Source organism: Cupriavidus sp. 05L411, assembly GCF_056398045.1.
The window spans coordinates 16361-38981 of record NZ_JBFTOQ010000012.1; the positions used below are offsets into that span (position 1 = coordinate 16361).

At 64.5% G+C, this 22621-nt stretch carries 21 protein-coding genes; 13 read left to right on the forward strand and 8 right to left on the reverse strand.

Translation table 11 applies throughout. The annotated features are described in order from the left end of the window. Positions 1 to 129: 129 nt before the first annotated feature. Positions 130 to 1095 (reverse strand): LysR family transcriptional regulator, encoded by a 966-nt coding sequence (locus AC1DQR_RS16210; protein WP_416051080.1) that lies wholly within the window; start codon positions 1093 to 1095, stop codon positions 130 to 132. A 91-nt stretch (positions 1096 to 1186) separates the two neighbouring features. On the opposite strand from AC1DQR_RS16210, the gene AC1DQR_RS16215 reads away from it, so the two are divergent. The 3 genes from AC1DQR_RS16215 (at position 1187) to AC1DQR_RS16225 (ending at position 5115) form a co-directional block, all read left to right on the forward strand. Then, positions 1187 to 2191 (forward strand): Bug family tripartite tricarboxylate transporter substrate binding protein, encoded by a 1005-nt coding sequence (locus AC1DQR_RS16215; RefSeq protein WP_416051079.1) that lies wholly within the window; start codon positions 1187 to 1189, stop codon positions 2189 to 2191. A 7-nt stretch (positions 2192 to 2198) separates the two neighbouring features. Continuing rightward, a complete protein-coding gene (locus AC1DQR_RS16220; RefSeq protein ID WP_477133356.1) occupies positions 2199 to 3311 on the forward strand; it encodes a CaiB/BaiF CoA transferase family protein in 1113 nt (370 codons plus the stop codon). Between the two features lie 196 nt (positions 3312 to 3507). Continuing rightward, positions 3508 to 5115 carry an alpha/beta hydrolase family protein gene (locus AC1DQR_RS16225; RefSeq protein WP_477133357.1) on the forward strand — a complete coding sequence of 536 codons (1608 nt, stop codon included), beginning with the start codon at positions 3508 to 3510 and terminating at the stop codon, positions 5113 to 5115. 70 nt (positions 5116 to 5185) lie between these two features. On the opposite strand, the gene AC1DQR_RS16230 is transcribed toward AC1DQR_RS16225, so the two are convergent. Next, the gene (locus AC1DQR_RS16230; protein ID WP_416051076.1) at positions 5186 to 6532 is read right to left on the reverse strand and encodes an MFS transporter; all 1347 of its coding nucleotides are present in this window, start codon (positions 6530 to 6532) and stop codon (positions 5186 to 5188) included. Positions 6533 to 6679: 147 nt separating this feature from the next. Between AC1DQR_RS16230 and cyoA the strand changes: the two genes are divergently transcribed. From cyoA to AC1DQR_RS16255, 5 genes are all read left to right on the forward strand, one after another. After that, positions 6680 to 7759: a ubiquinol oxidase subunit II gene (cyoA, locus tag AC1DQR_RS16235; RefSeq protein ID WP_416051075.1), complete on the forward strand. Its 1080-nt coding sequence runs from the start codon at positions 6680 to 6682 to the stop codon at positions 7757 to 7759. A 91-nt stretch (positions 7760 to 7850) separates the two neighbouring features. Beyond that, positions 7851 to 9854, forward strand: a complete 2004-nt coding sequence (gene cyoB / locus AC1DQR_RS16240; RefSeq protein WP_043353078.1) for a cytochrome o ubiquinol oxidase subunit I — start codon at positions 7851 to 7853, stop codon at positions 9852 to 9854. Then, positions 9847 to 10503, forward strand: a complete 657-nt coding sequence (gene cyoC, locus AC1DQR_RS16245; RefSeq protein ID WP_416051074.1) for a cytochrome o ubiquinol oxidase subunit III — start codon at positions 9847 to 9849, stop codon at positions 10501 to 10503. Before cyoB ends, cyoC begins: the two co-directional genes overlap by 8 nt. Further along, positions 10500 to 10907: a cytochrome o ubiquinol oxidase subunit IV gene (cyoD, locus tag AC1DQR_RS16250; protein ID WP_416051073.1), complete on the forward strand. Its 408-nt coding sequence runs from the start codon at positions 10500 to 10502 to the stop codon at positions 10905 to 10907. The genes cyoC and cyoD overlap by 4 nt, the downstream gene beginning before the upstream one ends. After that, on the forward strand, positions 10904 to 11731 hold the full coding sequence (locus AC1DQR_RS16255; protein WP_477133358.1) for an SURF1 family protein: 828 nt from the start codon (positions 10904 to 10906) through the stop codon (positions 11729 to 11731). The genes cyoD and AC1DQR_RS16255 overlap by 4 nt, the downstream gene beginning before the upstream one ends. Before the next feature lie 16 nt (positions 11732 to 11747). On the opposite strand, the gene AC1DQR_RS16260 is transcribed toward AC1DQR_RS16255, so the two are convergent. Beyond that, positions 11748 to 12950, reverse strand: a complete 1203-nt coding sequence (locus tag AC1DQR_RS16260; protein WP_477133359.1) for a dipeptidase — start codon at positions 12948 to 12950, stop codon at positions 11748 to 11750. A gap of 140 nt (positions 12951 to 13090) precedes the next feature. Between AC1DQR_RS16260 and AC1DQR_RS16265 the strand changes: the two genes are divergently transcribed. From AC1DQR_RS16265 to AC1DQR_RS16275, 3 genes are all read left to right on the forward strand, one after another. Further along, a complete protein-coding gene (locus AC1DQR_RS16265) occupies positions 13091 to 13300 on the forward strand; it encodes a DUF2188 domain-containing protein (RefSeq protein WP_416051070.1) in 210 nt (69 codons plus the stop codon). Positions 13301 to 13429: 129 nt separating this feature from the next. Beyond that, entirely contained in the window at positions 13430 to 13606 is a 177-nt protein-coding gene (locus tag AC1DQR_RS16270; RefSeq protein ID WP_416051069.1) for a hypothetical protein, read from the forward strand. A gap of 215 nt (positions 13607 to 13821) precedes the next feature. Next, the gene (locus AC1DQR_RS16275) at positions 13822 to 15123 is read left to right on the forward strand and encodes a UDP-N-acetylglucosamine 1-carboxyvinyltransferase (protein WP_309405051.1); all 1302 of its coding nucleotides are present in this window, start codon (positions 13822 to 13824) and stop codon (positions 15121 to 15123) included. A 47-nt stretch (positions 15124 to 15170) separates the two neighbouring features. Here AC1DQR_RS16275 and AC1DQR_RS16280 read toward each other — a convergent pair whose 3' ends face one another. The 4 genes from AC1DQR_RS16280 to AC1DQR_RS16295 all read right to left on the reverse strand — a co-directional run bounded on the left by AC1DQR_RS16280 (position 15171) and on the right by AC1DQR_RS16295 (position 18951). Beyond that, positions 15171 to 15890, reverse strand: a complete 720-nt coding sequence (locus AC1DQR_RS16280) for a Crp/Fnr family transcriptional regulator (protein ID WP_416051068.1) — start codon at positions 15888 to 15890, stop codon at positions 15171 to 15173. Positions 15891 to 16136: 246 nt separating this feature from the next. Further along, positions 16137 to 16532: a hypothetical protein gene (locus tag AC1DQR_RS16285; protein WP_477133360.1), complete on the reverse strand. Its 396-nt coding sequence runs from the start codon at positions 16530 to 16532 to the stop codon at positions 16137 to 16139. Positions 16533 to 16611: 79 nt separating this feature from the next. Further along, a complete protein-coding gene (locus tag AC1DQR_RS16290) occupies positions 16612 to 17094 on the reverse strand; it encodes a Spy/CpxP family protein refolding chaperone (protein WP_477133361.1) in 483 nt (160 codons plus the stop codon). A gap of 159 nt (positions 17095 to 17253) precedes the next feature. Next, a complete protein-coding gene (locus AC1DQR_RS16295; RefSeq protein ID WP_416051065.1) occupies positions 17254 to 18951 on the reverse strand; it encodes an ABC transporter ATP-binding protein/permease in 1698 nt (565 codons plus the stop codon). Positions 18952 to 19404: 453 nt separating this feature from the next. Between AC1DQR_RS16295 and AC1DQR_RS16300 the strand changes: the two genes are divergently transcribed. Next, positions 19405 to 19785: a hypothetical protein gene (locus AC1DQR_RS16300; RefSeq protein ID WP_416051064.1), complete on the forward strand. Its 381-nt coding sequence runs from the start codon at positions 19405 to 19407 to the stop codon at positions 19783 to 19785. Between the two features lie 113 nt (positions 19786 to 19898). Here AC1DQR_RS16300 and AC1DQR_RS16305 read toward each other — a convergent pair whose 3' ends face one another. Next, positions 19899 to 20216, reverse strand: coding sequence for a collagen-like protein (locus AC1DQR_RS16305; RefSeq protein WP_477133362.1), 318 nt, complete (start codon positions 20214 to 20216; stop codon positions 19899 to 19901). Between the two features lie 368 nt (positions 20217 to 20584). Between AC1DQR_RS16305 and acs the strand changes: the two genes are divergently transcribed. Next, on the forward strand, positions 20585 to 22558 hold the full coding sequence (acs, locus tag AC1DQR_RS16310) for an acetate--CoA ligase (protein WP_477133363.1): 1974 nt from the start codon (positions 20585 to 20587) through the stop codon (positions 22556 to 22558). Positions 22559 to 22621: the final 63 nt, after the last annotated feature.

The following is a 22621-nucleotide window of genomic DNA, read 5'->3' on the forward strand; positions in this document are numbered from 1 at the left end:
CCCGGGCCGATGCGCGGATCCGCGGATCGCGGGCCAGCCGGGAGCGCCTTGTTTGGTGGGCATATGATATCCGCTCGGGTGGCGGGGCAATGTGAGTTTGCGTGAACCTGGCGTCCGCCCGGTGCGCCCCTAAGGGTTGCCGGCTTGCCGCAGGGCATCGGCGATCAACGTGACCGCCGGCGCAACTGCCGCATCCCGTTGGGTAATGAACACCATCCGCCCGGAGGCGAACGGCGTGCGCAAGCGCACCTGATGCACCATGGACGTCTCGCCGTAGTGGCGCACGGCGCTGGCCGGCGCAACCGTCAGGAAGCCACTCGCGGCAACCATCGACAAGCTGCTGTGAAATGAGATCGATTCGATATGCGGCACGGGCGGCAACTGGCCGCTATCGAGAAACGGCTGCTCGAAGATCTCACGCGTGTGGGTGCCGCGCGGCGGCAGGATCCAAGGTCCTTCATGCAATGCCGGCAGGCTGACCTCGCGGCGCCTGGCCAGGGGGTGGTCCCGCGCGCAGGCAACGGCCAGGTGTTCGTCCCATAGCGGCGTGATGGCCAGCCGTTCCCGCGGCTGCGCGGGATGACCGGTTTCCAGCCGGCCTATGACGCAGTCCAGCTCGCCACTGGCGAGCAACCCGAGCAGGCCGCTGACGGTGTGCTCCCTTACCTGCAAGCGCGGCAGCACACCCTGCTGGCTCAGCGTGGCGACCAGCCTTGGCAGCACGTTGACCCCGACCAGCGGCAGCACGCCCATGCGCACCAGCGGGATCTCCGGCCGGGCCGCCAGGGCCTCGCTGGCCGCATCCAGGGCGCCCAGCGCAATGCGCAAGCGCTCCAGGGCGCGCTCGCCCGCCGGGCTCAGGCGGCCGCCTCGCGTAGTGCGCTCGATCAGCGTGCAGCCGAAGGCTTGCTCCAGCTCCTGCAGCATCTTGGTCACCGCCGGCTGGCTGATGTGCATGACCTCGGCGGCGGCGGTCAGGGAGCCGGTTCGCGCCACCAGGTCCAGCAGCCGCAGATGGCGGATACGCAGGCGGTCGATCCGGTTCGGATGGGCGGCGCGCGCCGCAGCCACGCGCGAAGGGGAAACCGTTGCCATAACCAATCCTGATGGATTCATAAGAACTGGATCATTGTCTCGAATGATGGCGCGGCGTGACAATCGGGCAAAACCAGAAAGGAGACCTGAGATGCCCGCATCCACCCGCCGCACGCGTCGCCTGATGCTGCGGACCCTGCTGACGCTGCCCGTTGCGGCAGCGGCCGGCTTGCCAGCTTCGGCGTTTGCCGCGGACAACTACCCCAGCCGCCCGGTTCGCCTGGTGGTGCCGTATGCCGCCGGCGGCGGCCCGGATATCCAGGCGCGCAAGCTGGCCGAAGTGCTGGGCAGGGAGCTGGGCCAGCCCGTCGTGGTGGAGAACAAGGTGGGCGCGGCAGGCATCCTTGCCGCCGAATCCGTGGCGCAGCAGCCGGCCGATGGCTACACCTTGCTGCTGGGCGCCTCCACCCATGTCGCGCAGAAACTCTTGCAGCCATCCGTCAAGTTCGATCCGGCGGCGTTCACCCATGTGATCCGCATCGGCGTCAGCCCCGCCGTGCTGGTGGTGGGGGCGAATTCGCCGTACCGCACCGTGGGCGAACTGGTGGCCGCCGCGCGGCGCTCGCCCGGATCGCTGAACTATGCATCGGGCGGCATCGGCTCGGCCGCGCATATCTGCGGCGCGGCCTTCGCATCGGCGACAGGCATCAACGTGGTCCATATCCCCTACAAGGGCTCGGTGGAAATCGTGCCGTCGCTGATCAAGGGCGACACGCAATTCGGCTTTCCGGTAGCGGCCACCGCCGTGCCGCAGATCGGCAATGGCAAGGTGCGCGCGCTCGCCGTGACCTCGGCGCGGCGGATCTCCGGGCTGCCAGGCGTGCCGACCCTGAACGAGGCGCTTGGGCGCAGCGATCTCACGCTGGATTCCTGGAGCGGCATCTGGGCCCCGGCAAACCTGCCGAAGCCCTTGGTGGCGCGCTTGCATGCCGCCATGCTGAAGGCACTGGCGGATCTCGGGCTGCGCCGCTTTTATGCCGAGACGGGGGCGCTCATCGAACCGAGCCCCACGCCCGAATCCTTCACCCGCCTTGTCGCCGAGGAAACCGCCAGGATGCGGCAGGTGATCGAGAAAAACCACATCACGATCGAGTGAGCCTGCCATGCCTATCACCGCTATCCATTCATTCACCCCGCTCGCGGGCATCCGCGTGCTCGATTTCTCGCACGTCATCGCCGGTCCCTTCGCCACCTTCCTGCTGGCGCAGCTCGGGGCCGACGTGACCAAGGTGGAAAACGCCAACGGCGGCGATGTCATGCGCCGCGCCGGACGGGGCCGCGAGGGCTTCGTGGCGCTCAACGCTGGCAAGTCGTCGCTTGCCCTCGACCTTGGCACCGAGCAAGGGCGCCAGCATGCGCTGGAGCTCGCCGCCACTTGCGATGTCTTCGTCGACAACCTGCGGCCGGGCGTGCTGGAGCGCTTCGGACTCGGCTTCGAGGCCGTGCTTGCGCTGAATCCGCGCGTGGTCTATTGCAGCATCTCCGGCTTTGGGCGCGGCGCGCCGGCATGGCGCGGCCGGCCCGCTTATGACCACGTGGTGCAGGCCGCCACCGGCATGGCCTACATGGCGGGCAACGAGGGCGACCCGCCTATCAAGACGGGGTTCCCGGTCATCGACTCCGCCACGGGGCTGCTCGCGGCCTTCGCCATCCTTGCCGGCGTACGCGACAGCGAGCGCACCGGGCGCGGCATGCTGCTCGATATCTCCATGGCCAGCGCCGGCATGCAGCTGATGTACCCCATGGCCTGCGACGCGCTCACGCACGGTGCCACGCCGCCCCGGCAGGGCAACCAGGGCTACTCCGGCAGCCCCTCCGCCGATTTCTTCCGCACGCGCGACGGCTGGCTGGCCATCGGCGCGAACACGCCAGGCCAGTTGCTGGCATTGCTCGAAGCGCTGGGCCTTGGCCATCTTGCGCGGGACCCCGCCTTGTTCAATCCGCCGCTGGAACGCAGCGGCCTGCCTGCCTTTGTGCGCTCGCTCGATCCGGGCGCGCTCAAGGCGGCGCTCGCCGCCGCGCTGGCCGATGGCCTGGCCACGGAGCTGGAAGCGCGGCTTAGCGCGTGCGGCATTCCGGCCGCGCGCCTGCGCAACATCGCAGAGTTTGCCGCTGAATCCCGGGACAATGGCAGCCTGGAAACCATCGAGCTGCGCGATGGCGATGCCGCCGTGGTGTCGCCGGGGCTGGGCTTCCGGGTGCGCACCGGGCACTAGGCCGGGCCGCTTGGCTGCAACCGTGGGTTACTGGTCTTGACCCTTGGGATGAACGGGCATCACGACCTGTTCATCCCTTTTTCACAATGCGAGATCGTGCGCTATAAGGCTGGCGGGTGGTTGATCCGTTTACCTACACTCCGCTAACTGTGTGGATCAGGCTAACTGACGTAGTCCACAGGCGGGGGGATGGAAGATGCGATTGACCATGGCGAAGGCGGGCTTTGCGGGCTTGACGTGTCTGGCGCTGAGCGCGGGGACTTACGCGCAATCGGCGAGTTCTTGCAGCGGGGGCAGTTGCAACAACAATTACAACTACAACAGTAATCGCGGCCAGCTTCTCGATCACAGGACCACGCTGCGCCTGAGCGCGGCCGCGCTGGCAGGCGTTCTCAATGCGAGCGATTCAGGCCGGCAGCTATTGCAGATCGCCGGCACCCCTGCGTGCGACCTGGAGATCGTCTATTTCCGCTACCGCACCATCGGCGGCGCCAATGAGCCCACCACCGCGAGCGGCGCGCTGATGATTCCAAGCGGCGGGCGCGCATGCAGTGGGCCACGCCCGGCGCTGATGTATGCGCATGGCACCACCACCTACCGCAAATACAACCTTGCGGACCTGACGCAGAAGGACCCGGGCAATGGTGATGGCGCCTCGGAGGGCATCAGCGTTGCTGCCATGTATGCCGCGCAGGGCTATATCGTGGTGGCGAGCAACTATGCAGGTTACGCCGGCTCCGAGCTTTCCTATCATCCCTACCTGAATGCCCAGCAGCAATCGGCGGACATGATCGACTCGCTGCGGGCCGCACGGGTTGCGCTGGGCCGGGCGGACTCGGGCAGAGCGGCCCGGGAGAATGGCAAGCTCTTTATCACCGGATATTCGCAGGGCGGCCACGTTGCCATGGCCACGCATCGCGCGCTGCAGGCGGCGGGCATCAACGTGACGGCGGCTTCCACGGGTTCGGGGCCCTATGCCATGGCGGCCACCGGGGACGCGCTGATCGCGGGTGAGGTGGATGTGGGTTCGACCATCTTCACGACGTTGGTGGCGACCAGCTACCAGAACGCCTACGGCAACATCTACCGCAGGCCGGGCGACCTGTTTGAGCCAACCTACGCGCGTGGCATCGAGGATCTCTTGCCGAGCGTGACACCAATCGACACGCTGATCGGCAACGGAAAATTGCCCGCCACGGCGCTCTTCAATCCTTATCCGCCGGCCCCGCAGTTTGCCTCGTTGACGCCGCCCACTTCGCCCCCGCTGGCGCCGCCTGAGCTGACGCCGATCTTTGCACTCGGGTTTGGCAAAGGCAACCTGGTGCGCAACAGCTTCCGCCTCGGCCTGCTGGAAGACGCGCTGGTGAATCCGGATGGTGCGTTCCCGTACACCACGGTGGCGATGGCGCCGGCGGCCAACCCGGTTGCGCCGCTGCGCCAGGCGTTCAAGCGCAATGACTTGCGCAACTGGATCCCACGTGTCCCGGTGCAGCTTTGCGGCGGTCGCTTCGACCCGACGGTGTTCTTCTTCAACGCGACCGTGCAGCAGGCTTACTGGCGCAACGCCAAGGTGCCGGCGGGGCTGACTTCGGTGCTGGATGTGGATGCGCCGGTGGCCGGGCCTGCCGATCCGTATGCCCCGATCAAGCAGGGCTTTGCGCTGGCCAAGGCTACGCTCGCCGCGCAGGCCGTGGCGGCGGGCGCGACCGATGGCGGTGCGTCGGCGGTGATCGAGGCCTACCACGGGAGCCTGGTGGCGCCGTTCTGCATGGTCGCCGCGCGCGGGTTCTTCGGGAATTTCTGAGCAAATCGGCGCGGAAAAGACAGCGGCCAGTCATCGCGCATGACTGGCCGTTTGTGTTGTCGTGGCCGGGTCAGTCGCGGGCTTCCATCTTGCGATTGATCCACAGCGCGAGCAACGTGCATGCCACGCCGGACAGCAGGTAACCGCTGACGGCAAACAAGCCGAACTCCGCCGACAGTCCCAACGCCACCAGCGGCGCAAAGGCGGCGCCGAACAGCCACGCAAAATCGGACGTCAGCGCCGCGCCGGTATAGCGAAAGCGCGATCCGAAGTTTGCCGTGACAGCGCCCGCGGCCTGCCCGTACGACAAGCCCAGCAAGCCGAAGCCGATCAGGATGAACAGGTCTTGCCGCGCCGGGGTACCGTTCATCAGGTACGGCGCGAACAGGCCGAAGATGCCGATCAGGACTGCCATCAGCGCCAGCGTGGTGCGCCGCCCGATGCGGTCGGCGATCCAGCCCGAGGCGATGGTGGCCACCATGGCGATCCCCGCGCCGATGATCTGGATGATCAGCACGTCATTGATGTCCTGCGTGGCGTGCAGCGCGACCCACGATAGCGGGAACACCGTGACCAGGTGGAACAGCGCGTAGCTGGCCAGCGCGGCGAAGGCACCGATGAACAGGTTGTAGCCCTGGGCGCGCAATATCTGCACCGGGCTGATCGGCTCCAGCTCGCCTTCTTCCAGCAGTTGCGTGTACTCCTGGGTCACCACCAGCCGCAGGCGCGCGAACAGCGCGACCACGTTGATGGCGAACGCCACGTAGAACGGATAGCGCCAGCCCCAGTCCAGGAACTCGTCGAAATCCAGGTTGGCGCGCAGGTAGAGGAACAGCGAGCCGGCAAGGAGAAAGCCGATTGGCGCGCCGAGCTGTCCCAGCATCGAGTACCAGCCGCGGCGGTGCGCCGGGGCGTTCAGTGCCAGCAGTGATGGCAGCCCGTCCCATGAGCCGCCCAGCGCAATGCCCTGCAGGATGCGCAGCGCCGCCAGGATGACGATGGCGTGGTTGCCGAGCGCATCGTAGCCCGGCAGGAACGCCATGCCCGCCGTGGCGGTGCCCAGCAGGAACAACGCGGCCGTCAGCTTGATGCTGCGTCCCCAGCGGTGCTGGATCGCCATGAACAAGGTGGTCCCGAACGGCCTGGCGATGAAAGCAAAGGAGAAGATCGTGAAGGAGAGCAGCAGCCCTTCCAGTTGCCTGACGAACGGGAAGAACACGCTGGGGAAGACCAGCACCGAGGCGATGCCGTAGACGAAGAAGTCGAAATACTCGGACGCTCGCCCGATGACGACGCCGGCGGCGATCTCGGCTGGCGCCACCCGCGCCCGGTGCGCCGCGTCTTGCGCTGGCGTGGGGGAAGACGGTGACGGCTGGTGCTGGTGCGCAACGCCGCTGCTGCTGCTGCTGCTGGACATCGTCAGGCCCTCTCGTCTCTCGTTGTTCGGGGTGGCGTTTTGTGTCACTCCTTTAAGAATGGCACTTCTTTGACTACAGTGCCATAGGAAATGTTGAGTTTCCGCGGCCAGCCCACCGGCGTAGTTCCAACGATCACTTCCACGGCTATGCAATTTCGCATTCGGATAGTGCCATCCCGCTACGCGACGCGCGGGTGTCTGTTGTTTGCTGCCATCCTGCTGCTGACGGGCTGCAATGCTGTCTTGCTAGCCCCGGCCGGGGATCTCGCGATCCGGCAGCGTGACCTAATCATCATTTCAACCGGGCTGATGCTGTTGATCATCGTGCCGGTGATCGCGCTGACACTGCTCTTCGCCTGGCGCTACCGCGAGGCCAACAGGGAGGCCATCTACGAGCCCGACTGGGACCATTCGACCTTGCTGGAACTGGTGATCTGGGCCGCGCCGCTCTTGATCATCATCGCCCTGGGCGCGTTGACGTGGGTCAGCACGCACAAGCTCGATCCCTACCAGTCCTTGAGCCGCATCGATGCCGGGCGCCCGGTGCCCATGGCCATGGAGCCACTCACCGTGGAGGTGGTGGCGCTGGACTGGAAGTGGCTTTTCTTCTACCCGGAGCAGGGCATCGCCACGGTCAACGAGCTGGCGGCGCCGGTGGATCAGCCGATCCGCTTCAAGATCACGGCGTCCACCGTGATGAACTCCTTCTTCATCCCGGCGCTGGCGGGGCAGGTCTATGCCATGCCGGGCATGGAGACCAAGCTGCACGCGGTGATCAACCAGCCCGGTGTCTACGAGGGCTTCTCCGCCAACTACAGCGGCGCGGGCTTCTCTGGCATGCGTTTCAAGTTCCATGGCATGAGCGCGGAGGAATTCGCGCGCTGGGTCCAGCAAGCCAAAGCCGGCGGCGGGGCACTGACGCGCGACGCTTACCTGCAGCTGGAGCAACCCAGCGAGCTTGAGCCGGTGAGGCGCTACGCCAGCGTGGCGTCGGGCTTGTACGACGCGATCCTGAACCGCTGCGTGCAAGCCAACCGGCCTTGCATCAAGGACATGGCCATGAGTGCGAGGCAGGGCCAGGGCAAGGACAAGCCACGGGCCTTCAACGTGGCGGCGCTCGAACGCGGCGCCGCTGGCGCGAGCCTGGGCGCCGTCTGCACGGCAGGCGACCCTGCCGGCATTGGCAACGGCCCCCGTGTGGCGTCCGCCAGGACGTTGCCGCAATGACATTGCCCAATGACATTGCCCAATGATGTTGCAACAATGACCCGCTGCTCCCCGATTCCTGAAACAACGCCCTTGCGGCCCTGGTGACACAATGCCCGAGCACCTCGACCTGACGCAACTGGTATTCGGCCGCCTCACCTGGGAGGCAATCCCCTATCACGAGCCCATCCTGCTGGCGACCTTCGCGGCCGTCGCGATCGGGGGGCTGGCGCTGGTTGGCGCACTGACCTACCTGCGAGCGTGGGGCTACCTCTGGCGCGAGTGGTTCACCAGCATCGACCACAAGAAGATCGGCATCATGTATGTCGTGCTAGGCATCGTCATGCTGCTGCGCGGCTTTGCCGATGCGGTCATGATGCGGCTGCAGCAATCGGTCTCCTTTGGCGATTCGCTGGGCTACCTGCCGCCGCACCACTATGACCAGGTCTTCACCGCGCACGGCGTGATCATGATCTTCTTCGTGGCCATGCCGCTGGTCACCGGGCTCATGAACTTTGTCGTGCCGTTGCAGATCGGCGCGCGCGACGTTGCCTTTCCCTTTCTCAACAACTTCAGCTTCTGGATGACGGTTGGCGGCGCCGTGCTGGTGATGATGTCGCTGTTCGTGGGCGAGTTCGCGCGCACCGGCTGGCTGGCATATCCACCGCTGTCGGGCGTGCTGCAGAGTCCGGACGTGGGCGTGGACTATTACATCTGGTCCTTGCAGGTCGCCGGGCTGGGCACGTTGTTATCGGGGATCAACCTGCTCGTGACCATCGTCAAGATGCGCGCGCCCGGCATGACCATGATGAAGATGCCGGTGTTCACCTGGACCGCGCTGTGCACCAATGTGCTGATCATCGCCGCCTTCCCGGTGCTCACCGCCGTGCTGGCCCTGCTGGCGCTGGACCGCTATGCAGGCACCAACTTCTTCACCAACGATCTTGGCGGCAACGCCATGATGTACGTGAACCTGATCTGGATCTGGGGCCACCCGGAGGTGTACATCCTGGTGCTGCCCGCGTTCGGGATCTTCTCGGAAGTGGTTTCCACGTTCTGCCGCAAGCGCTTGTTCGGCTACGCGTCGATGGTGTACGCCACGGTGGTGATCACGGTGCTCTCCTACCTGGTCTGGCTGCACCATTTCTTCACCATGGGCTCGGGCGCCAGCGTCAATTCGTTCTTCGGCATCACCACCATGATCATCTCGATCCCGACCGGGGCCAAGATGTTCAACTGGCTGTTCACCATGTATCACGGGCGCATCCGCTTCGAGGTGCCGATGCTCTGGACCATCGGCTTCATGGTCACCTTCGTGATCGGGGGCATGACCGGCGTGCTGCTCGCCGTGCCGCCAGCGGATTTCTCCTTGCACAACAGTCTCTTCCTGATCGCGCACTTCCATAACGTGATCATTGGCGGCGTGCTGTTCGGGTTGATGGCCGGCATCACCTACTGGTTTCCCAAGGCCTTCGGCTACCGGCTGGATCCATTCTGGGGCAAGTGCTCGTTCTGGTTCTGGCTGGTTGGTTTCTACGTTGCCTTCATGCCGCTTTATGTGCTCGGGCTGATGGGCGTGACCCGCCGCATGAGCCACTTCGAGGACGCGTCCCTGCAGATCTGGTTCCAGCTGGCGGCATTCGGCGCGTTCCTGATTGCGCTAGGCATCGGCTGCTTCCTGATCCAGCTGGTGGTCAGCTACCGCCGGCGCGAATCCCTGCGCGATACCACGGGCGATCCGTGGGACGGCCGCACGCTGGAGTGGTCGACCTCATCGCCGCCGCCGCAGTACAACTTTGCCTTTACCCCGGTCATCCATGACAACGATGCGTGGTGGCAGATGAAAGAGCACCACTACCAGCGGCCACAGCAGGGCTTTATTCCGATCCACATGCCAAAGAACACCAGCGCGGGCATCATCCTGGCGGGGTTGAGCACCGTGCTCGGCTTCGCCTTGATCTGGCACATGTGGCTGCTTGTGATCGTGTCCTTCGCTGCCATCCTGATCGTGGCGATCGGCCATACCTTCAACTACAAGCGCGATTACTACATCCCGGCCGACGACGTCGTCCGCACCGAGGCAGAGCGCACGCGCCTGCTTGCCACCCATGGTTGATACCACTGCCCCCTACGGCCCCGGCGACGTGAGCATGCCGGACACCCCGCGCCAGAGCGAGCTAAGCTTCTACGCAACCAGCGAGGTGCATGCGCAGAATGGCACGTTGCTCGGCTTCTGGCTGTACCTGATGAGCGACTGCCTCATCTTTGCCAGCCTGTTCGCCGTGTACGGCGTGGTGGGGCGGCGCTACGCCGGCGGCCCCACGGGCGCCGAGCTGTTCGAGCTGCCGCTGGTGGCGCTGAACACCACCATGCTGCTGCTGTCGTCGATCACCTACGGCTTTGCCGTGCTGGAGATGCAGAAGGCGCAGGTGCGCACCACCCTGATCTGGCTCGGCATCACCGGCCTGCTGGGCGCGGCGTTCATCAGCCTGGAGCTCTACGAGTTCGCGCACCTTGTCCACGACGGCGCGGGGCCGCAGCGCAGCGCGTTCCTGTCCTCGTTCTTCACGTTGGTGGGCACCCATGGGCTGCACGTGACGGTCGGCATCGTCTGGCTCATCACGCTGATGGTGCAGGTGGGGCAGCACGGGCTGATCCCGGAGAACAAGCGCCGCCTGATGTGCCTGTCCATGTTCTGGCACTTTCTGGATGTGGTCTGGATCGGTGTGTTTACCTTCGTCTACCTGATGGGAGTGCTGCCATGAACGCGCATGACAATGCCCTTGCAGGCGATCCCCATGGCCACGGGCATGGCCATGACGGCCACGGCCACGATGGCGAGGTCAGCCATAGCACCTTCAAGGGCTACATGACGGGCTTCGTGCTCGCGGTGGTCCTCACGGCGATCCCGTTCTGGCTGGTGATGGCCAAGGTTTTCGATAAATCCAGCACCACCGCGTTGTTCCTGCTGGGCTGCGCCGCGGTGCAGATCGTCGTCCACATGATATATTTCCTGCATATGAATGCGAGATCCGAGGGCGGATGGACCATGCTGGCGTTGATCTTCACGATCGTGCTGGTGGTCATCGCGCTGAGCGGCTCGCTTTGGGTAATGTTCCACCTCGACCAGAACATGATGCCAATGCACGACATGAAGAACCTGCCTTGACGGCCCGGCAGCCGGGCGTAGCCCAATCCAACCCGTCTTCCCGCAAGCGCGCCACTGGCGCGCTTGTGGCGTTTGCCCTGCTCGCCATCGTGGCGGTGGCCGGGCTGCTTTCCCTTGGCGTCTGGCAAGTCGAACGCCGCGCGTGGAAGCTCGACCTCATCGAACGTGTGAACGCGCGCGTGCATGCTCCCGCCACGGCCGCACCCAGCGCGGATCAGTGGCCGCGGCTCACCAAGGCCGCCGACGAGTACCGCCGCGTGCGTCTCACCGGCACCTTCCTGAACGACAGCGAGACCCTGGTGCAGGCCGTGACGGAGCTGGGTGGCGGCTTCTGGGTGGTGACGCCGTTGCGCACGGCGGACGGCAATGTGGTGCTGGTTAACCGCGGCTTTGTGCCGCCTGAGCTGAGCGAGCGCGCCAAGCGCGGCGGGGACGACCCCACCGGCGAGACCACCGTCACCGGCTTGTTGCGCTTCAGCGAGCCCGGCAACGGCTTTCTGCGCACCAACGATCCGGCGGCCGGACGCTGGTACGCGCGCGATGTGCCGGCCATTGCCGCCGCGCGCGGCCTGCGCAACGTGGCGCCTTACTTCATCGATGCAGACGCGGCCGTGCCGCTCGGGGRCGCCAGCAAGCGCACCTGGCCGGTGGGCGGGCTGACCGTCATCACGTTCAACAACAACCACCTCGTCTATGCGATCACCTGGTTTGCGCTGGCGCTGATGTTTGCCGCGGGCGCCGTCTATGCCGGGCGGGAGGCGTACCGCCGGTCGCGGGCCGACGATACACAGGGCGAGGGCAAGGCGGGACGGCGGGCGCCGTAAGCGCGGGTCCCTCGCGCTACCCCACGGACGCTTCGAACACCCGGCGGTAATTGCCGCCGAGCACCTTGCCGGCTTCCTCTTGCGTGAAGCCTGCCGCCAGCAGCGCGGCGGCCAGCGAGGGCAACTGATCGTAGGTCCGGAACACCGGCGGCGAGATGAAGCCGAGCATGTCCGTTCCCACGCCGACATGATCCACGCCAACCACGTCGGCCATGCGCTTGATGCCTAGCGCCATCGCAGGCAGGTCGCGGAAGGTGCCCGCGCTGGGCCAGACCCCGATCACGCCACCGGTGCCCGCGATCACGCGCGCGTGATCGGGCGTGATCAGCCGGCTGCGCAGGCTGGGGCGCGTCGCCAGCGCGGAGTGCGAAATCACCAGCGGCTTGGTGGAGACGGCAGCGGCGCGCTTGACCAGGTCATAGGTGCCGTGCGCGACATCGACGACGACGCCCAAGGCATTGCAGCGCCGCACCACATCCGCGCCGAAATCCGTCAGGCCCCCGTGTACCGGCGCCTCCGTCTGGATGTCGCCCAGCTCGTTGACGCGGTAGTGCGTGAGCTGCAGGTGCCGCAACTGGTGCATGCCGTACGCTTCGTCCACACGCTCCAGCCTGCCCTCCAGAAAGTCCGCGCCCTCCGACGCGATGATCACGCACGGCCCGGCTGGCGCCCGCGTGGCCAGCGTAGCCGCATCGGTTACCACTTGCATCTGCTCACGCTCCACCAGTTGATGCGCGCGCGCGAATTCGGCCACGCCAAGCGCGTAGAGCTCGCCTTCGGACGGGGTTCGCCAGGCTTCGAAGCGCGTGCGATCGGCCGACACGCGCGTGACGATGGTATCCGTCACGATCGCCAGGCAGATCACGTTCACGCCGCCCGCGCGCATCGGCGCGGCCAGCGGAAGGAAGGGCCGGTCAGCGCCGATGGCGGGATCGCGCGACACGATCACGCGGCCGGCATGGCTGTGCATGTCGATGACCAGCGCGGTGGGGGAGGGCTTCCAGGCGGAGGCGTCTTTGACATTGTTAACGTCTTTAGCGGCCTTCGTACTGGTTGAACCCTGCGGCTGGGTGTCCCCGGCAAGGTGTCCCTGCGCACAGGCGGCTAGCGCCAGCGCAGCGCCTGACGCCAGGAACGCGCGGCGGCTGATACTGCCCGGTGGCTGCCCAGGCGGTGCATCGGCATCGCTCCGACGGATCGTCGTCCAGTCAATCTGCATTGTCGCTCCAYGCGTTTGTGCACCCACCATGATATCGCGGCGCAAAGTGCTCCAGGCGCGCCGCTTGTAGGACGCCATCCCATTGCCCAGGGCCTGCGCGCTGCCTAACCTTGCTGTAACGCCCGCAGCCGGAGAAACAGATGCTTGGCGATTTTGTAGTGCTCCCCGCGCGCGGGGGCTGGGCATTGAAGGTCGACGGGGCCGCCACCGCGATCCTTGAGTATGAAACGCGGGAGGAAGCGGCAAGCATCGGCGCCCTGATGGCCGCCAGGCGAGGCGTGTCGCTGCTGATTCGGGACGAAGACGGCGTCTGCGCAAGCCTGCGCTCCCACGCTCCCATAGCGGGATGAGCTACTCGCCCGGCCAGTTCCGCATTTTCCCGAACGCTCTCTGTACTGTTGTGCCACGCCGGGCACATATTTTGCGAGCATATGCATTGCCCAGAGAGTCCGTGGCCTTCACAGCACAGGAGATCGACGATGACAGTTGAGAACGCCGGGCCTGATGCCAGAAAGCGGGCCAAGCCCCGCGCCCGCGGCCATATCGAGCAGCCGGGAGAAGGCCGCAAGACCACGCAACCGGGCGAACGCGACCCGCAGAGCCAGCAACCTGCGGATCCGGCGAACACCTCCGGCCAGCCGCTGCTGGAGCACTAGTGGCACTTGCGCAGGCCTTGTCACCTTGTCAATACGCTTTGCCAGGATAAGAAACACGTGAAGATTCTTCACTGCGGCAGTTTCTCCAACCTGGTCTTTTTCCGAGAACGTCATTTGTGAGCGCTGCCAGGGCGGCATCCTTGCCCTTGGCAGTGCAAGTACAATGCTGGGCGTTGTTCCATCCTGTCCGGGCTCGTCTCGCAATATCCCATCCCATGTCCAATCTCATCGTGCACGGCGGCAAGCCGCTCCGGGGGCGTATTACCCCTTCCGCCAACAAGAATGCAGTGCTTCCTGTGCTCTGCGCCACGCTTCTGACCGATGAGCCCTTGCGCCTGCATGGCGTGCCCGACATCACCGATGTGCGCAAGATTCTCGACATCTTCCGTGCTTTGGGCAGCAAGGTGCATATGGATGACGCAAGCGGCACGCTGTCGCTGCACCATCAGGAGACCGTGTTCGACGCGGCCCGCCATCGGCTGCCGGAAGAGATGCGCTCGTCCATCATGCTGGTGCCGCCGCTGCTCGCCCGCTTCGGTGTGGCCCGGCTTGAAGATAACGTCAAGGGTTGCACGCTTGGTGTGCGCGAGATCGATCCGCACGTCGATGTCTTCCGCCGTTTTGGTGGCGAGGTGGAGCGGGCCGACGGATCGCTGCTGGTGCGCAGTGCCGGCCAGCTGACACCCACTGACCACTGGCTTGACTATGCATCGGTCACCACCACGGAGAACTTCGTGCTGTGTGCCGCCGCAGCGGGTGGCACCTCCACGCTCACCAATGCCGCATCGGAGCCCCATGTGCAGGAATTCTGCCGCTTCATGGCGATGATGGGCGTGCGCATCGAAGGCATGGGCACCTCGCGCCTGACGGTACATGGCGGCAACAAGCTCAAGGGTGGCGACTTTACCTTCGACGAGGATTTTCACGAGATCACCACCTTCCTGGCGCTGGGCGCCATCACCGGCGGCGATGTCGTGGTGCGCAACAGCGCGCCGGGGAATTTCCCGCTGATCGACCGCACCTTCGCCAAGTTCGGCGTGCAGATCACGCACGAAGATGGCTGGTCCCGCGCCACCAGCGCCGGCCCCCTGAAAGTGCAGACGCCGTTTACCAGCAACGTGCTGACCAAGGTCGAGGCCGCGCCGTGGCCTTACTTCCCGGTTGACCTGCTGCCCATCTTCATCGCGCTGGGCGTGCGCGCGCAGGGCAACGCCATGTTCTGGAACAAGGTGTACGACGGCGCGCTGGGCTGGACCGGCGAGCTGTCGAAGTTCGGCGCCCATGTGTTCTCGTCCGACCCGCACCGGCTCATCACCTTTGGTGGCAATCCCCTGACGCCGGCGGTGGTGGAAAGCCCGTACATCATCCGCGTGGCCATCGCCTTGCTCATGGTGGCCGCGAGCATCGATGGCCGCTCGGAGATCCGCAACGCGGCGCCCATCCGCCGTGCCCATCCGCGCTTCGTCGAGAACCTGCGCAGCCTTGGTGTCGAGGTGGAGTGGACCAGCGAGGAGTAACGGCTACTAGCGGCTCTAACGTCTGCTAACGGCCAGGATGCTGAGGTTCAGGTCGCGGGCGCGGCAGGCAACAGGCGGTCGAACTCACGCTTGACCACCGCGTAGCATTCGCAGGCATGTTTTTCCAGCGCCGGCCGGTCGAGCACCGCGATATGGCCATGGCTGTAGCGGATCAGGCCGGCGCTCTGGAGTTTCAAGGCCGCTTCGGTCACGCCGGAGCGGCGCACGCCGAGCATGTTCGAGATCAGCTCCTGCGTCATCGTCAGTTCATTGGACGGCAGCCGGTCGATGCTCAGCAGCAGCCAGCGGCAGAGTTGCTGCTCAATGGAGTGATGCCGGTTGCAAACCGCGGTCTGGGCCATCTGGGTGATCAGCGCCTGGGTGTATCGCAGCAGCAAATGCTGGATGGGGCCGCCGCGCGTGAATTCCTGCTTCAGCACTTTGGCGCTCAGGCGATAGCCATGGCCGGCACTTTGCACGATGGCCCGGCTGGGCGTTGTCTCGCCGCCCATGAACAAGGCAATACCGACAATGCCCTCATTGCCGACGATGGCGATCTCGGCGGAGGCCCCGTCCTCCATCACGTAGAGCAGGGAGACGATCGCCGTGGTCGGGAAATACACGTACCCGAGTTGGTCACCCGACTCATACACCACATGGCCCAGGGGCAACTCGGTCAGGATCAGGTGCGGCGCGAGGCGCAGCCACTCCCCTTCGGGCAATACGGCAAGGAGTTGATTGGCCCTCGGATCGTGGATGGATGCCATCTTTTGCCTCCCAATGCTGAGTTGGGTTATGTGCCAGGCAATTTGCGCCAGCCGCGCAAGTAAGAGCCCCCGGGACAGTCCCGGAGCCACCCATCAAAATATAGGTCAGCAATGTGGGAGATCAAAGGCGCTGGCAGCGTAGCGAACACTGCACACTGACGGGCGCGTACCTGGCGCGGGCAGTGGGCGCTCAGGCAACGTATTCGTTGCCTGGGAGGTTTGCCTGCTTGCCCAGGCCTTGCCAGGCTAGCGGATCTGCAGAGGGAAGAACAGGCTGATGCCGGGTGCCGGCTGGGGCACGTAAGCTACCGGCGGCGGCGCGTAGACATAGCGCTGATTGTCGTAGTAGTTGCCGCGATAGTCGCGATAGTCGCGATAGTCGCGATAGCCGCGATAGTCGCGATAGCCGCGATAGTCGTGATGGTCACGGGAGTGATCGTAGTGTTGGTTGCCCTGCCCGTTGCCGTTGTGTCCCTGATGGGACGAAGCATGCTGGTTGCCACGGTTCTGGTCAGCATGGTGGTCGTCGCCGAAGGCCGGTGCCGTCGACACGACGCCCAGTGCCAGCGCCAGGCCGAATGCCGCGGCGGCCTTCATGGTCGCCGCGCGCATCCAGCGCGATCGCGTTGTTGAGGTGTTCATCTTGCTCTCCTGTTCTTGAGCGAAAGCCCGAACCGTGCCGCGTTGCTTGCGCCTGCGGCGGCCGTCCGGGCCCGGGGCTTCAGTTCTTTGTCGACGCATGCTGTTGCCGGTTCCGGAAGATCAGGTCGGCATTCTTCTTCTGCACGTCTGACATGCTGTCGTACAGATCCCGGAACACGGGCGTGAGCTTCCTGATGCCATCGGCATGCGCATCGGCGATCTCCCCGTAGGACTTGAGGTCGCCGACGGCGGTCATGCCCTTGGCATCCTCAGTGCGCTCCTGCCGCAGCGAATCCATCTTGCTTGCGTTGTCGCGCATGACCTGCGCGACCTTCTGCCAGAGTTGTTCCTGCGCGCGCGTAATCTGGAGCTTCGTGTGGAGGTCGCTGATGTGCGTGTCGATACGATCCTGCTTCGCGATCTTCAAGACATGCGGGGACCCCTGCGCGTCCGTGGCGGTGATGGCCCCGGCGGGAACGGCCAGCGCCAGCATGGAGAAAAGCGCGACGGAAGGCAGCACGTATGCCGTCTTCGGCAGGAATGATTGGGCAGTGAGTTTCATGATCGGTCTCCATGGAATTCCATGATCCCGCCGGCAGCTCGCCATCGCTGGCGGCGCGATCGCATGCTTACTTGTGGACCAGATTCCGGCTTGTGTCTGTCCGGCACCGGACAAGGATGAGCACGGCGGGGGCCGTTGCAGGCGTTGCGGTGCGGGAGCTCACCAGCTAAAGCGGTAGCTCCCGGAGGGGTGAAGCTCCCATTCCCCATTGCCCCTCAACTCCAGCACCTGCTGGTGATACTTCAGGAGAGTGGGACGGTGGCTGACGCTGACCAGCGTTGTCGAACCCGTCGAAAGCTGGAAGTAAAGGCGTTCCTCGTTGCCGATGTCGAGGGCGCTGGTGGCTTCATCCAGCATGGCATAGCGCGGTTTGGCGAGCAGCACGCGGGCAAAGGTGAGGCGCTGCTGTTCTCCCACGGACAGCACCTTCCCCCAGTCCAGATCCACATCCAGGCCGCCAAATCTGTCCACGACGTCCGGCAGGTTGACCATCTCAAGCAGCAGTCGGAGTTCCTTATCGGATACCTTGCGGCCATTGCGATCCGGATAGAGCAACTGGCTGCGCAGGCTGCCCAGCGCCATGTAGGGATGCTGCGGCAGAAACAGCATATGTTCCAGTTCCGGCCTGACGATGCGGCCGGTCCCGCAGTTCCAGAGTCCCGCTATCGCGCGCATCAACGAACTCTTGCCACCACCGCTCGCGCCCACGATCAGCAATCCCTCTCCCGGGTTGATCGATACCGTGAGATCCCTGACCAGGGTCCGTTCGTAGTTCGGCGTCTGCAAGGTGACATGCTCGAGCGCCAGGCGAGCGTCTTGCGTCGCTTCGATCTTGTTCCCACCGCCATGCGGCGCGGCCTGCGCGCCCAGCGTGACAGGCGTCTGCGCCAGGGCGCCAGAGAATGTGCTCAGCCGGTCGAGTCCGGCGACGAACCGGCTCAGACTTTCAAAGTTGTCGACGATGACGGTCAGCGAGGCCAGGATCGCGGCAAATGCGCCGGCTGCCTGGATGGCCCGGCCAACCTCGAGTTCGCCGGAGAGCACGCGTGAAGCCACAATGGCACTCGGCAGCATGATGGTGAGAAACGCATAGCCATACTGGAAAAGATTCAGGTTCAGCTGCCATCGGATCAGTTTGTTGAAATTGGCGAAGAGATGGTCGAAACGGCCTCGCACATGCAGGGATTCGTGGGCCTCGCCGCGATGAAAGGTAATCGACTCGGCGTTCTCGCGCACCCGGATCAAGCTGAAGCGAAAATCGGCTTCTCGTTTCAGCTGATAGAAATTCAACCCGATCAGGATCCGGCCGAACACGAAGATCGAGATCGACGTGCCAGCAATCGCATAGACAACAAGAAAAAGCACCAGCTGCCTGGAGATCGACCAGAGAACACCACTGAACGCAATCAGCTGCAGAAGCGCCCCCAGACTGAGTAAGAGAAAATACAACGATTGATTTGCAAACGTGTTGATGTCTTCCGAGATCCGCTGGTCCGGATTGTCGATCGAGGCGCTGGCGTTCAGCTTGTAGAACGCATGATGGCTGAAATACTTATCCAGGTAGTGATGGGTCAGCCAGCGGCGCCAGTGAATGCCAAGCGTGTTCCTGACGTAGTAGTAGAAGGCGTAGACCGGCACGGCGGCGATCAGCACATAGACGCATATCAGAATGGAGTGCCAGAATCTGCCGGCATCCTTGGCGGCCAGCGCCGATGTGAACTCCCCCGATTGTTCATTGAACAGTACGTTCGTCCCAGTTTGCCCGAGCAGTAACAAGACCAATAGAAAAAGGAGCATCCTGGCCTTCCATTTCTCCTGAGAGAACCAGTAAGGCTTTGCAATTTCCCAGAATCGCATCCACAAGTTGCTGCGAGATTTTCCCATCATCCCTCTCTTGCTTCTCTTGCCGGGGCCGCATACCTGATTGCGTCATCGGCGTGGCCAAGGTGCTTCTCTACGCGGCGTCAGGCCCGGTGACGCGCTCGCCCATGGCATGTCCCGCCGCATGCGCCCTTTGATGTCTGTCGGGGTCATTGGCGCGTCGGCAACTGAAATATAGGCCAGCCCAGCGACGCTGGCGGCCTTTTGCAGGGAATCGCGAACCTGTGGGCATGGCATCGGGCCGCGCCGAAATAAGGTCGCCAAAGCGTACGCTCGCGGACAGCACTTCTGCCGGGAGGCAGCTATATGTATACGTAGGGGCGCACATGCCGCTACATACCAAAGTTGGCGCTGGGATCTTCTGGAACATGTCCGGTGTGGGGCCCCACCAGTTTCAGATTCGGATCGCGGATAGTTGGGGGTAGTGGAATGTCAAAGGAAGCTCGCCGAACCGTGGTCGTCATCTATCGAAGCCATCCGCAGCACTGGTTCTTCGCGGAGGTGGATGGCGGCTGCACCTATCGCTTCGGCCCGTTCGAGAGCGAAAAGATCGTCAACGATATTCTCCTCGTCATCTACCCTGCCGGCATACCACGTGAAACCCTTACCGGCATGACGGATTGCGACGATGACACCCTGTTGCGCACCGCGCAGGGCGTTGCCTGTCCGCCGCCGCCCGGCGCATGGCCGATCGAGCCGGCGCAAATGCAGTCGGCCCCTTCCGCTGGCGCTTCCTGGAGCGTTTTGTTCAGCCGCCGTATTCAAGGCTGGATTCAAGGCTGGACGGCCGGAGGCGCAGTCTCTCGTTGACAGGCTGAACGTCGAGGCTGAATATCGCCTGGCACCGCCATCGCTGCGTGCCGGAAGTACCCGCGCGCAGCGATGCGTTTTTCGCGTTCAATCCATGGCCGGCTCAGCGGCCCTCAGCGAGGGACGATGACGACAGTGCTATCGGCTTTGTTGCCTTTTGCCCCGGTACCGCCGGTACTACCCCTGGCACCCGTGCCGCCGGTTGCGCCCGTATCGCCGGTCGCGCCCGTGGAGCCCATTGCCCCAGCGCCCCCGGTCGCCCCAGTGTCTCCGGTTGCGCCCGTTTGGCCGGTCGCGCCCATGTAGCCGGTATTGCCGGTGTTGCCTTGTGCTCCGGTGCCACCCGTTGCGCCTTGCGGCCCGGCCGGGCCCGTGCATGCCGTCACAGCGAGCGCCATCAGCGCCGCGACTATCAGGTTCGAATATTTCATGATGATTCCTTTTTTTGCTGACTTGAACGGCCCATGAAGTCGTGGGCTGTCTGACGGGCTGCTTATCCAGTGAGAGCGGGAACACGCAGGGGCAACGCCCTGATGTCTCAGCGGTCTCCACGTTGCGAGGAAGCCAGACACCAGCCTTCGCGTGCAGCCATCCTTGGTGACACTACGCGATCTTCACCCTGGCGTCGGTACGCTAGCGGGCATCGATATCGCCGGGGGCCGCTTCTCGGCCTGGATGCGTTTTCATGGATGCTGCCTTACTCCCGGTCCGTCACCGTACAGACGCCGTCGTGGTTCGGGGAAGACAGTGATCGGGTCTTGCATAACGCTTCCCTAGGATATTGACGGAGGAATCTGAAATGTCAGCCATCGAATCGGTTCTTCATGAACGACGCGTCTTTCCGCCGCCGGCGGACCTGGCTGCGCACGCGGCGATTCCAAGCATGGACGCGTACAAGAGGCTGGTCGCCGAGGCCGAGCGCGACTACAACGGCTTCTGGGGACGTCTTGCCCGCGAAGCCCTCACCTGGAAGACGCCTTTCACCAAGGTGCTCGACGAGTCCAAAGCGCCTTTCTACACATGGTTCGAGGATGGCACGCTGAACGCCTCGTATAACTGTCTCGATCGCCATGTCGACGCGGGCAACGGCAACCGCGTAGCGATCCATTTCGAGGCTGACGATGGCACAGTCGTCGACGTGACGTACCAGGGCTTGCTGCAGCGTGTGTGCCGGTTCGCGAACGCGCTCAAGACGCGGGGCGTGAAGAAGGGCGACCGGGTCGTGATCTACATGCCGATGTCGGTGGAAGGCGTGGTCGCCATGCAGGCTTGCGCCCGCATCGGCGCCACGCATTCGATCGTGTTCGGTGGCTTCTCGGCAAAATCGCTCAATGAAAGGCTGGTTGACGTAGGCGCCGTTGCGCTCATCACCGCCGACGAACAGATGCGCGGCGGCAAGGCGCTGCCGCTGAAGAATATCGCGGACGAAGCCCTGGCCCAGGGCGGCTGCGAAGCCGTGACGAGCGTGATCGTCTACCGGCGTACCGGCGGCAAGATCCAGTGGCATGCGGATCGCGACTTCTGGATGCACGAACTGGCGCAGCCGGAAGCCGGCACCTGCGAGCCGGAATGGGTAGGCGCGGAGCATCCGCTTTTCATCCTGTACACCTCCGGCTCGACCGGCAGGCCCAAGGGCGTGCAGCACAGCACCGGGGGCTTCCTGCTGTGGGCCGCGCAGACCATGGCGTGGACCTTCGACCTGAAGCCATCCGATGTGTTCTGGTGCACCGCCGACATCGGCTGGATCACCGGGCACAGCTACATTGCCTATGGCCCGCTCGCGATGGGCGGCACCCAGGTGATGTTCGAGGGCGTGCCGACCTATCCCGACGCGGGCCGTTTCTGGGACATGATCGCGAGGCACAAGGTCACGGTCTTCTACACCGCGCCGACCGCCATCCGCTCGCTGATCAAGGCCGCGGCTGTCGACGAGAAGGTACATCCCTCGCGCTATGACCTTTCCTCCTTGCGTATTCTCGGCACGGTCGGCGAGCCGATCAATCCGCAAGCATGGATGTGGTACTACACGAACATCGGCGGCGCCCGCTGCCCGATTCTGGATACCTGGTGGCAGACCGAAACGGGGGGGCACATGATCTCGCCGCTGCCCGGGGCCACGCCGCTGGTGCCAGGCTCGTGCACGCTGCCGCTGCCCGGCATCATGGCCGCGATCGTCGATGAAACCGGACAGGACGTGCCGGCAGGCCAGGGCGGGATCCTGGTCATCAAGCGCCCATGGCCCGCCATGCTGCGCACCATCTGGGGCGATCCTGAGCGTTACAAGTCCAGCTATTTCCCCGAGGAGCTCGGCGGCAAGCTTTACCTCGCCGGCGACGGCGCGGTGCGCGATGTGGAGACTGGCTATTTCACCATCATGGGCCGCATCGACGATGTGCTCAACGTGTCCGGCCACCGGCTCGGCACGATGGAGATCGAGTCGGCTTTGGTTGCGAACGTCCTTGTTGCCGAAGCCGCGGTGGTCGGCCGTCCGGACGATGTCACGGGCGAATCCGTGATCGCGTTCGTGGTGTTGAAGGGCCCGCGGCCGGAGGGCGAGGCCGCGGAGAAGATCGCCAGCGAGCTGCGCGCCTGGGTGGGCAAGGAGATCGGACCGATCGCCAAGCCCCGAGACATCCGCTTTGGGGACAACCTGCCGAAGACCCGCTCCGGCAAGATCATGCGCCGTCTGTTGCGTTCTCTGGCCAAGGGCGAAGAGATCACGCAGGACGTGTCAACCCTTGAGAACCCGGCGATTCTCGAGCAGCTTCGTTGAACAGGCAGAGGCCGGAATCCGGGCTGCCGGGGAGTCTCCTCATGGGAGCGCCCCGGGGCCGCC

Bases quoted from the DNA above. Each gene is read 5' to 3' on its own strand.
- AC1DQR_RS16210 (WP_416051080.1), bottom strand. From the start codon at position 1,095: ATGGCAACGGTTTCCCCTTCGCGCGTGGCTGCGGCGCGCGCCGCCCAT.
- AC1DQR_RS16215 (WP_416051079.1), top strand. From the start codon at position 1,187: ATGCCCGCATCCACCCGCCGCACGCGTCGCCTGATGCTGCGGACCCTG.
- AC1DQR_RS16220 (WP_477133356.1), top strand. From the start codon at position 2,199: ATGCCTATCACCGCTATCCATTCATTCACCCCGCTCGCGGGCATCCGC.
- AC1DQR_RS16225 (WP_477133357.1), top strand. From the start codon at position 3,508: ATGCGATTGACCATGGCGAAGGCGGGCTTTGCGGGCTTGACGTGTCTG.
- AC1DQR_RS16230 (WP_416051076.1), bottom strand. From the start codon at position 6,532: ATGTCCAGCAGCAGCAGCAGCAGCGGCGTTGCGCACCAGCACCAGCCG.
- cyoA (WP_416051075.1), top strand. From the start codon at position 6,680: ATGCAATTTCGCATTCGGATAGTGCCATCCCGCTACGCGACGCGCGGG.
- cyoB (WP_043353078.1), top strand. From the start codon at position 7,851: ATGCCCGAGCACCTCGACCTGACGCAACTGGTATTCGGCCGCCTCACC.
- cyoC (WP_416051074.1), top strand. From the start codon at position 9,847: ATGGTTGATACCACTGCCCCCTACGGCCCCGGCGACGTGAGCATGCCG.
- cyoD (WP_416051073.1), top strand. From the start codon at position 10,500: ATGAACGCGCATGACAATGCCCTTGCAGGCGATCCCCATGGCCACGGG.
- AC1DQR_RS16260 (WP_477133359.1), bottom strand. From the start codon at position 12,950: ATGCAGATTGACTGGACGACGATCCGTCGGAGCGATGCCGATGCACCG.
- AC1DQR_RS16265 (WP_416051070.1), top strand. From the start codon at position 13,091: ATGCTTGGCGATTTTGTAGTGCTCCCCGCGCGCGGGGGCTGGGCATTG.
- AC1DQR_RS16270 (WP_416051069.1), top strand. From the start codon at position 13,430: ATGACAGTTGAGAACGCCGGGCCTGATGCCAGAAAGCGGGCCAAGCCC.
- AC1DQR_RS16275 (WP_309405051.1), top strand. From the start codon at position 13,822: ATGTCCAATCTCATCGTGCACGGCGGCAAGCCGCTCCGGGGGCGTATT.
- AC1DQR_RS16280 (WP_416051068.1), bottom strand. From the start codon at position 15,890: ATGGCATCCATCCACGATCCGAGGGCCAATCAACTCCTTGCCGTATTG.
- AC1DQR_RS16285 (WP_477133360.1), bottom strand. From the start codon at position 16,532: ATGAACACCTCAACAACGCGATCGCGCTGGATGCGCGCGGCGACCATG.
- AC1DQR_RS16290 (WP_477133361.1), bottom strand. From the start codon at position 17,094: ATGAAACTCACTGCCCAATCATTCCTGCCGAAGACGGCATACGTGCTG.
- AC1DQR_RS16295 (WP_416051065.1), bottom strand. From the start codon at position 18,951: ATGCGATTCTGGGAAATTGCAAAGCCTTACTGGTTCTCTCAGGAGAAA.
- AC1DQR_RS16300 (WP_416051064.1), top strand. From the start codon at position 19,405: ATGTCAAAGGAAGCTCGCCGAACCGTGGTCGTCATCTATCGAAGCCAT.
- AC1DQR_RS16305 (WP_477133362.1), bottom strand. From the start codon at position 20,216: ATGAAATATTCGAACCTGATAGTCGCGGCGCTGATGGCGCTCGCTGTG.
- acs (WP_477133363.1), top strand. From the start codon at position 20,585: ATGTCAGCCATCGAATCGGTTCTTCATGAACGACGCGTCTTTCCGCCG.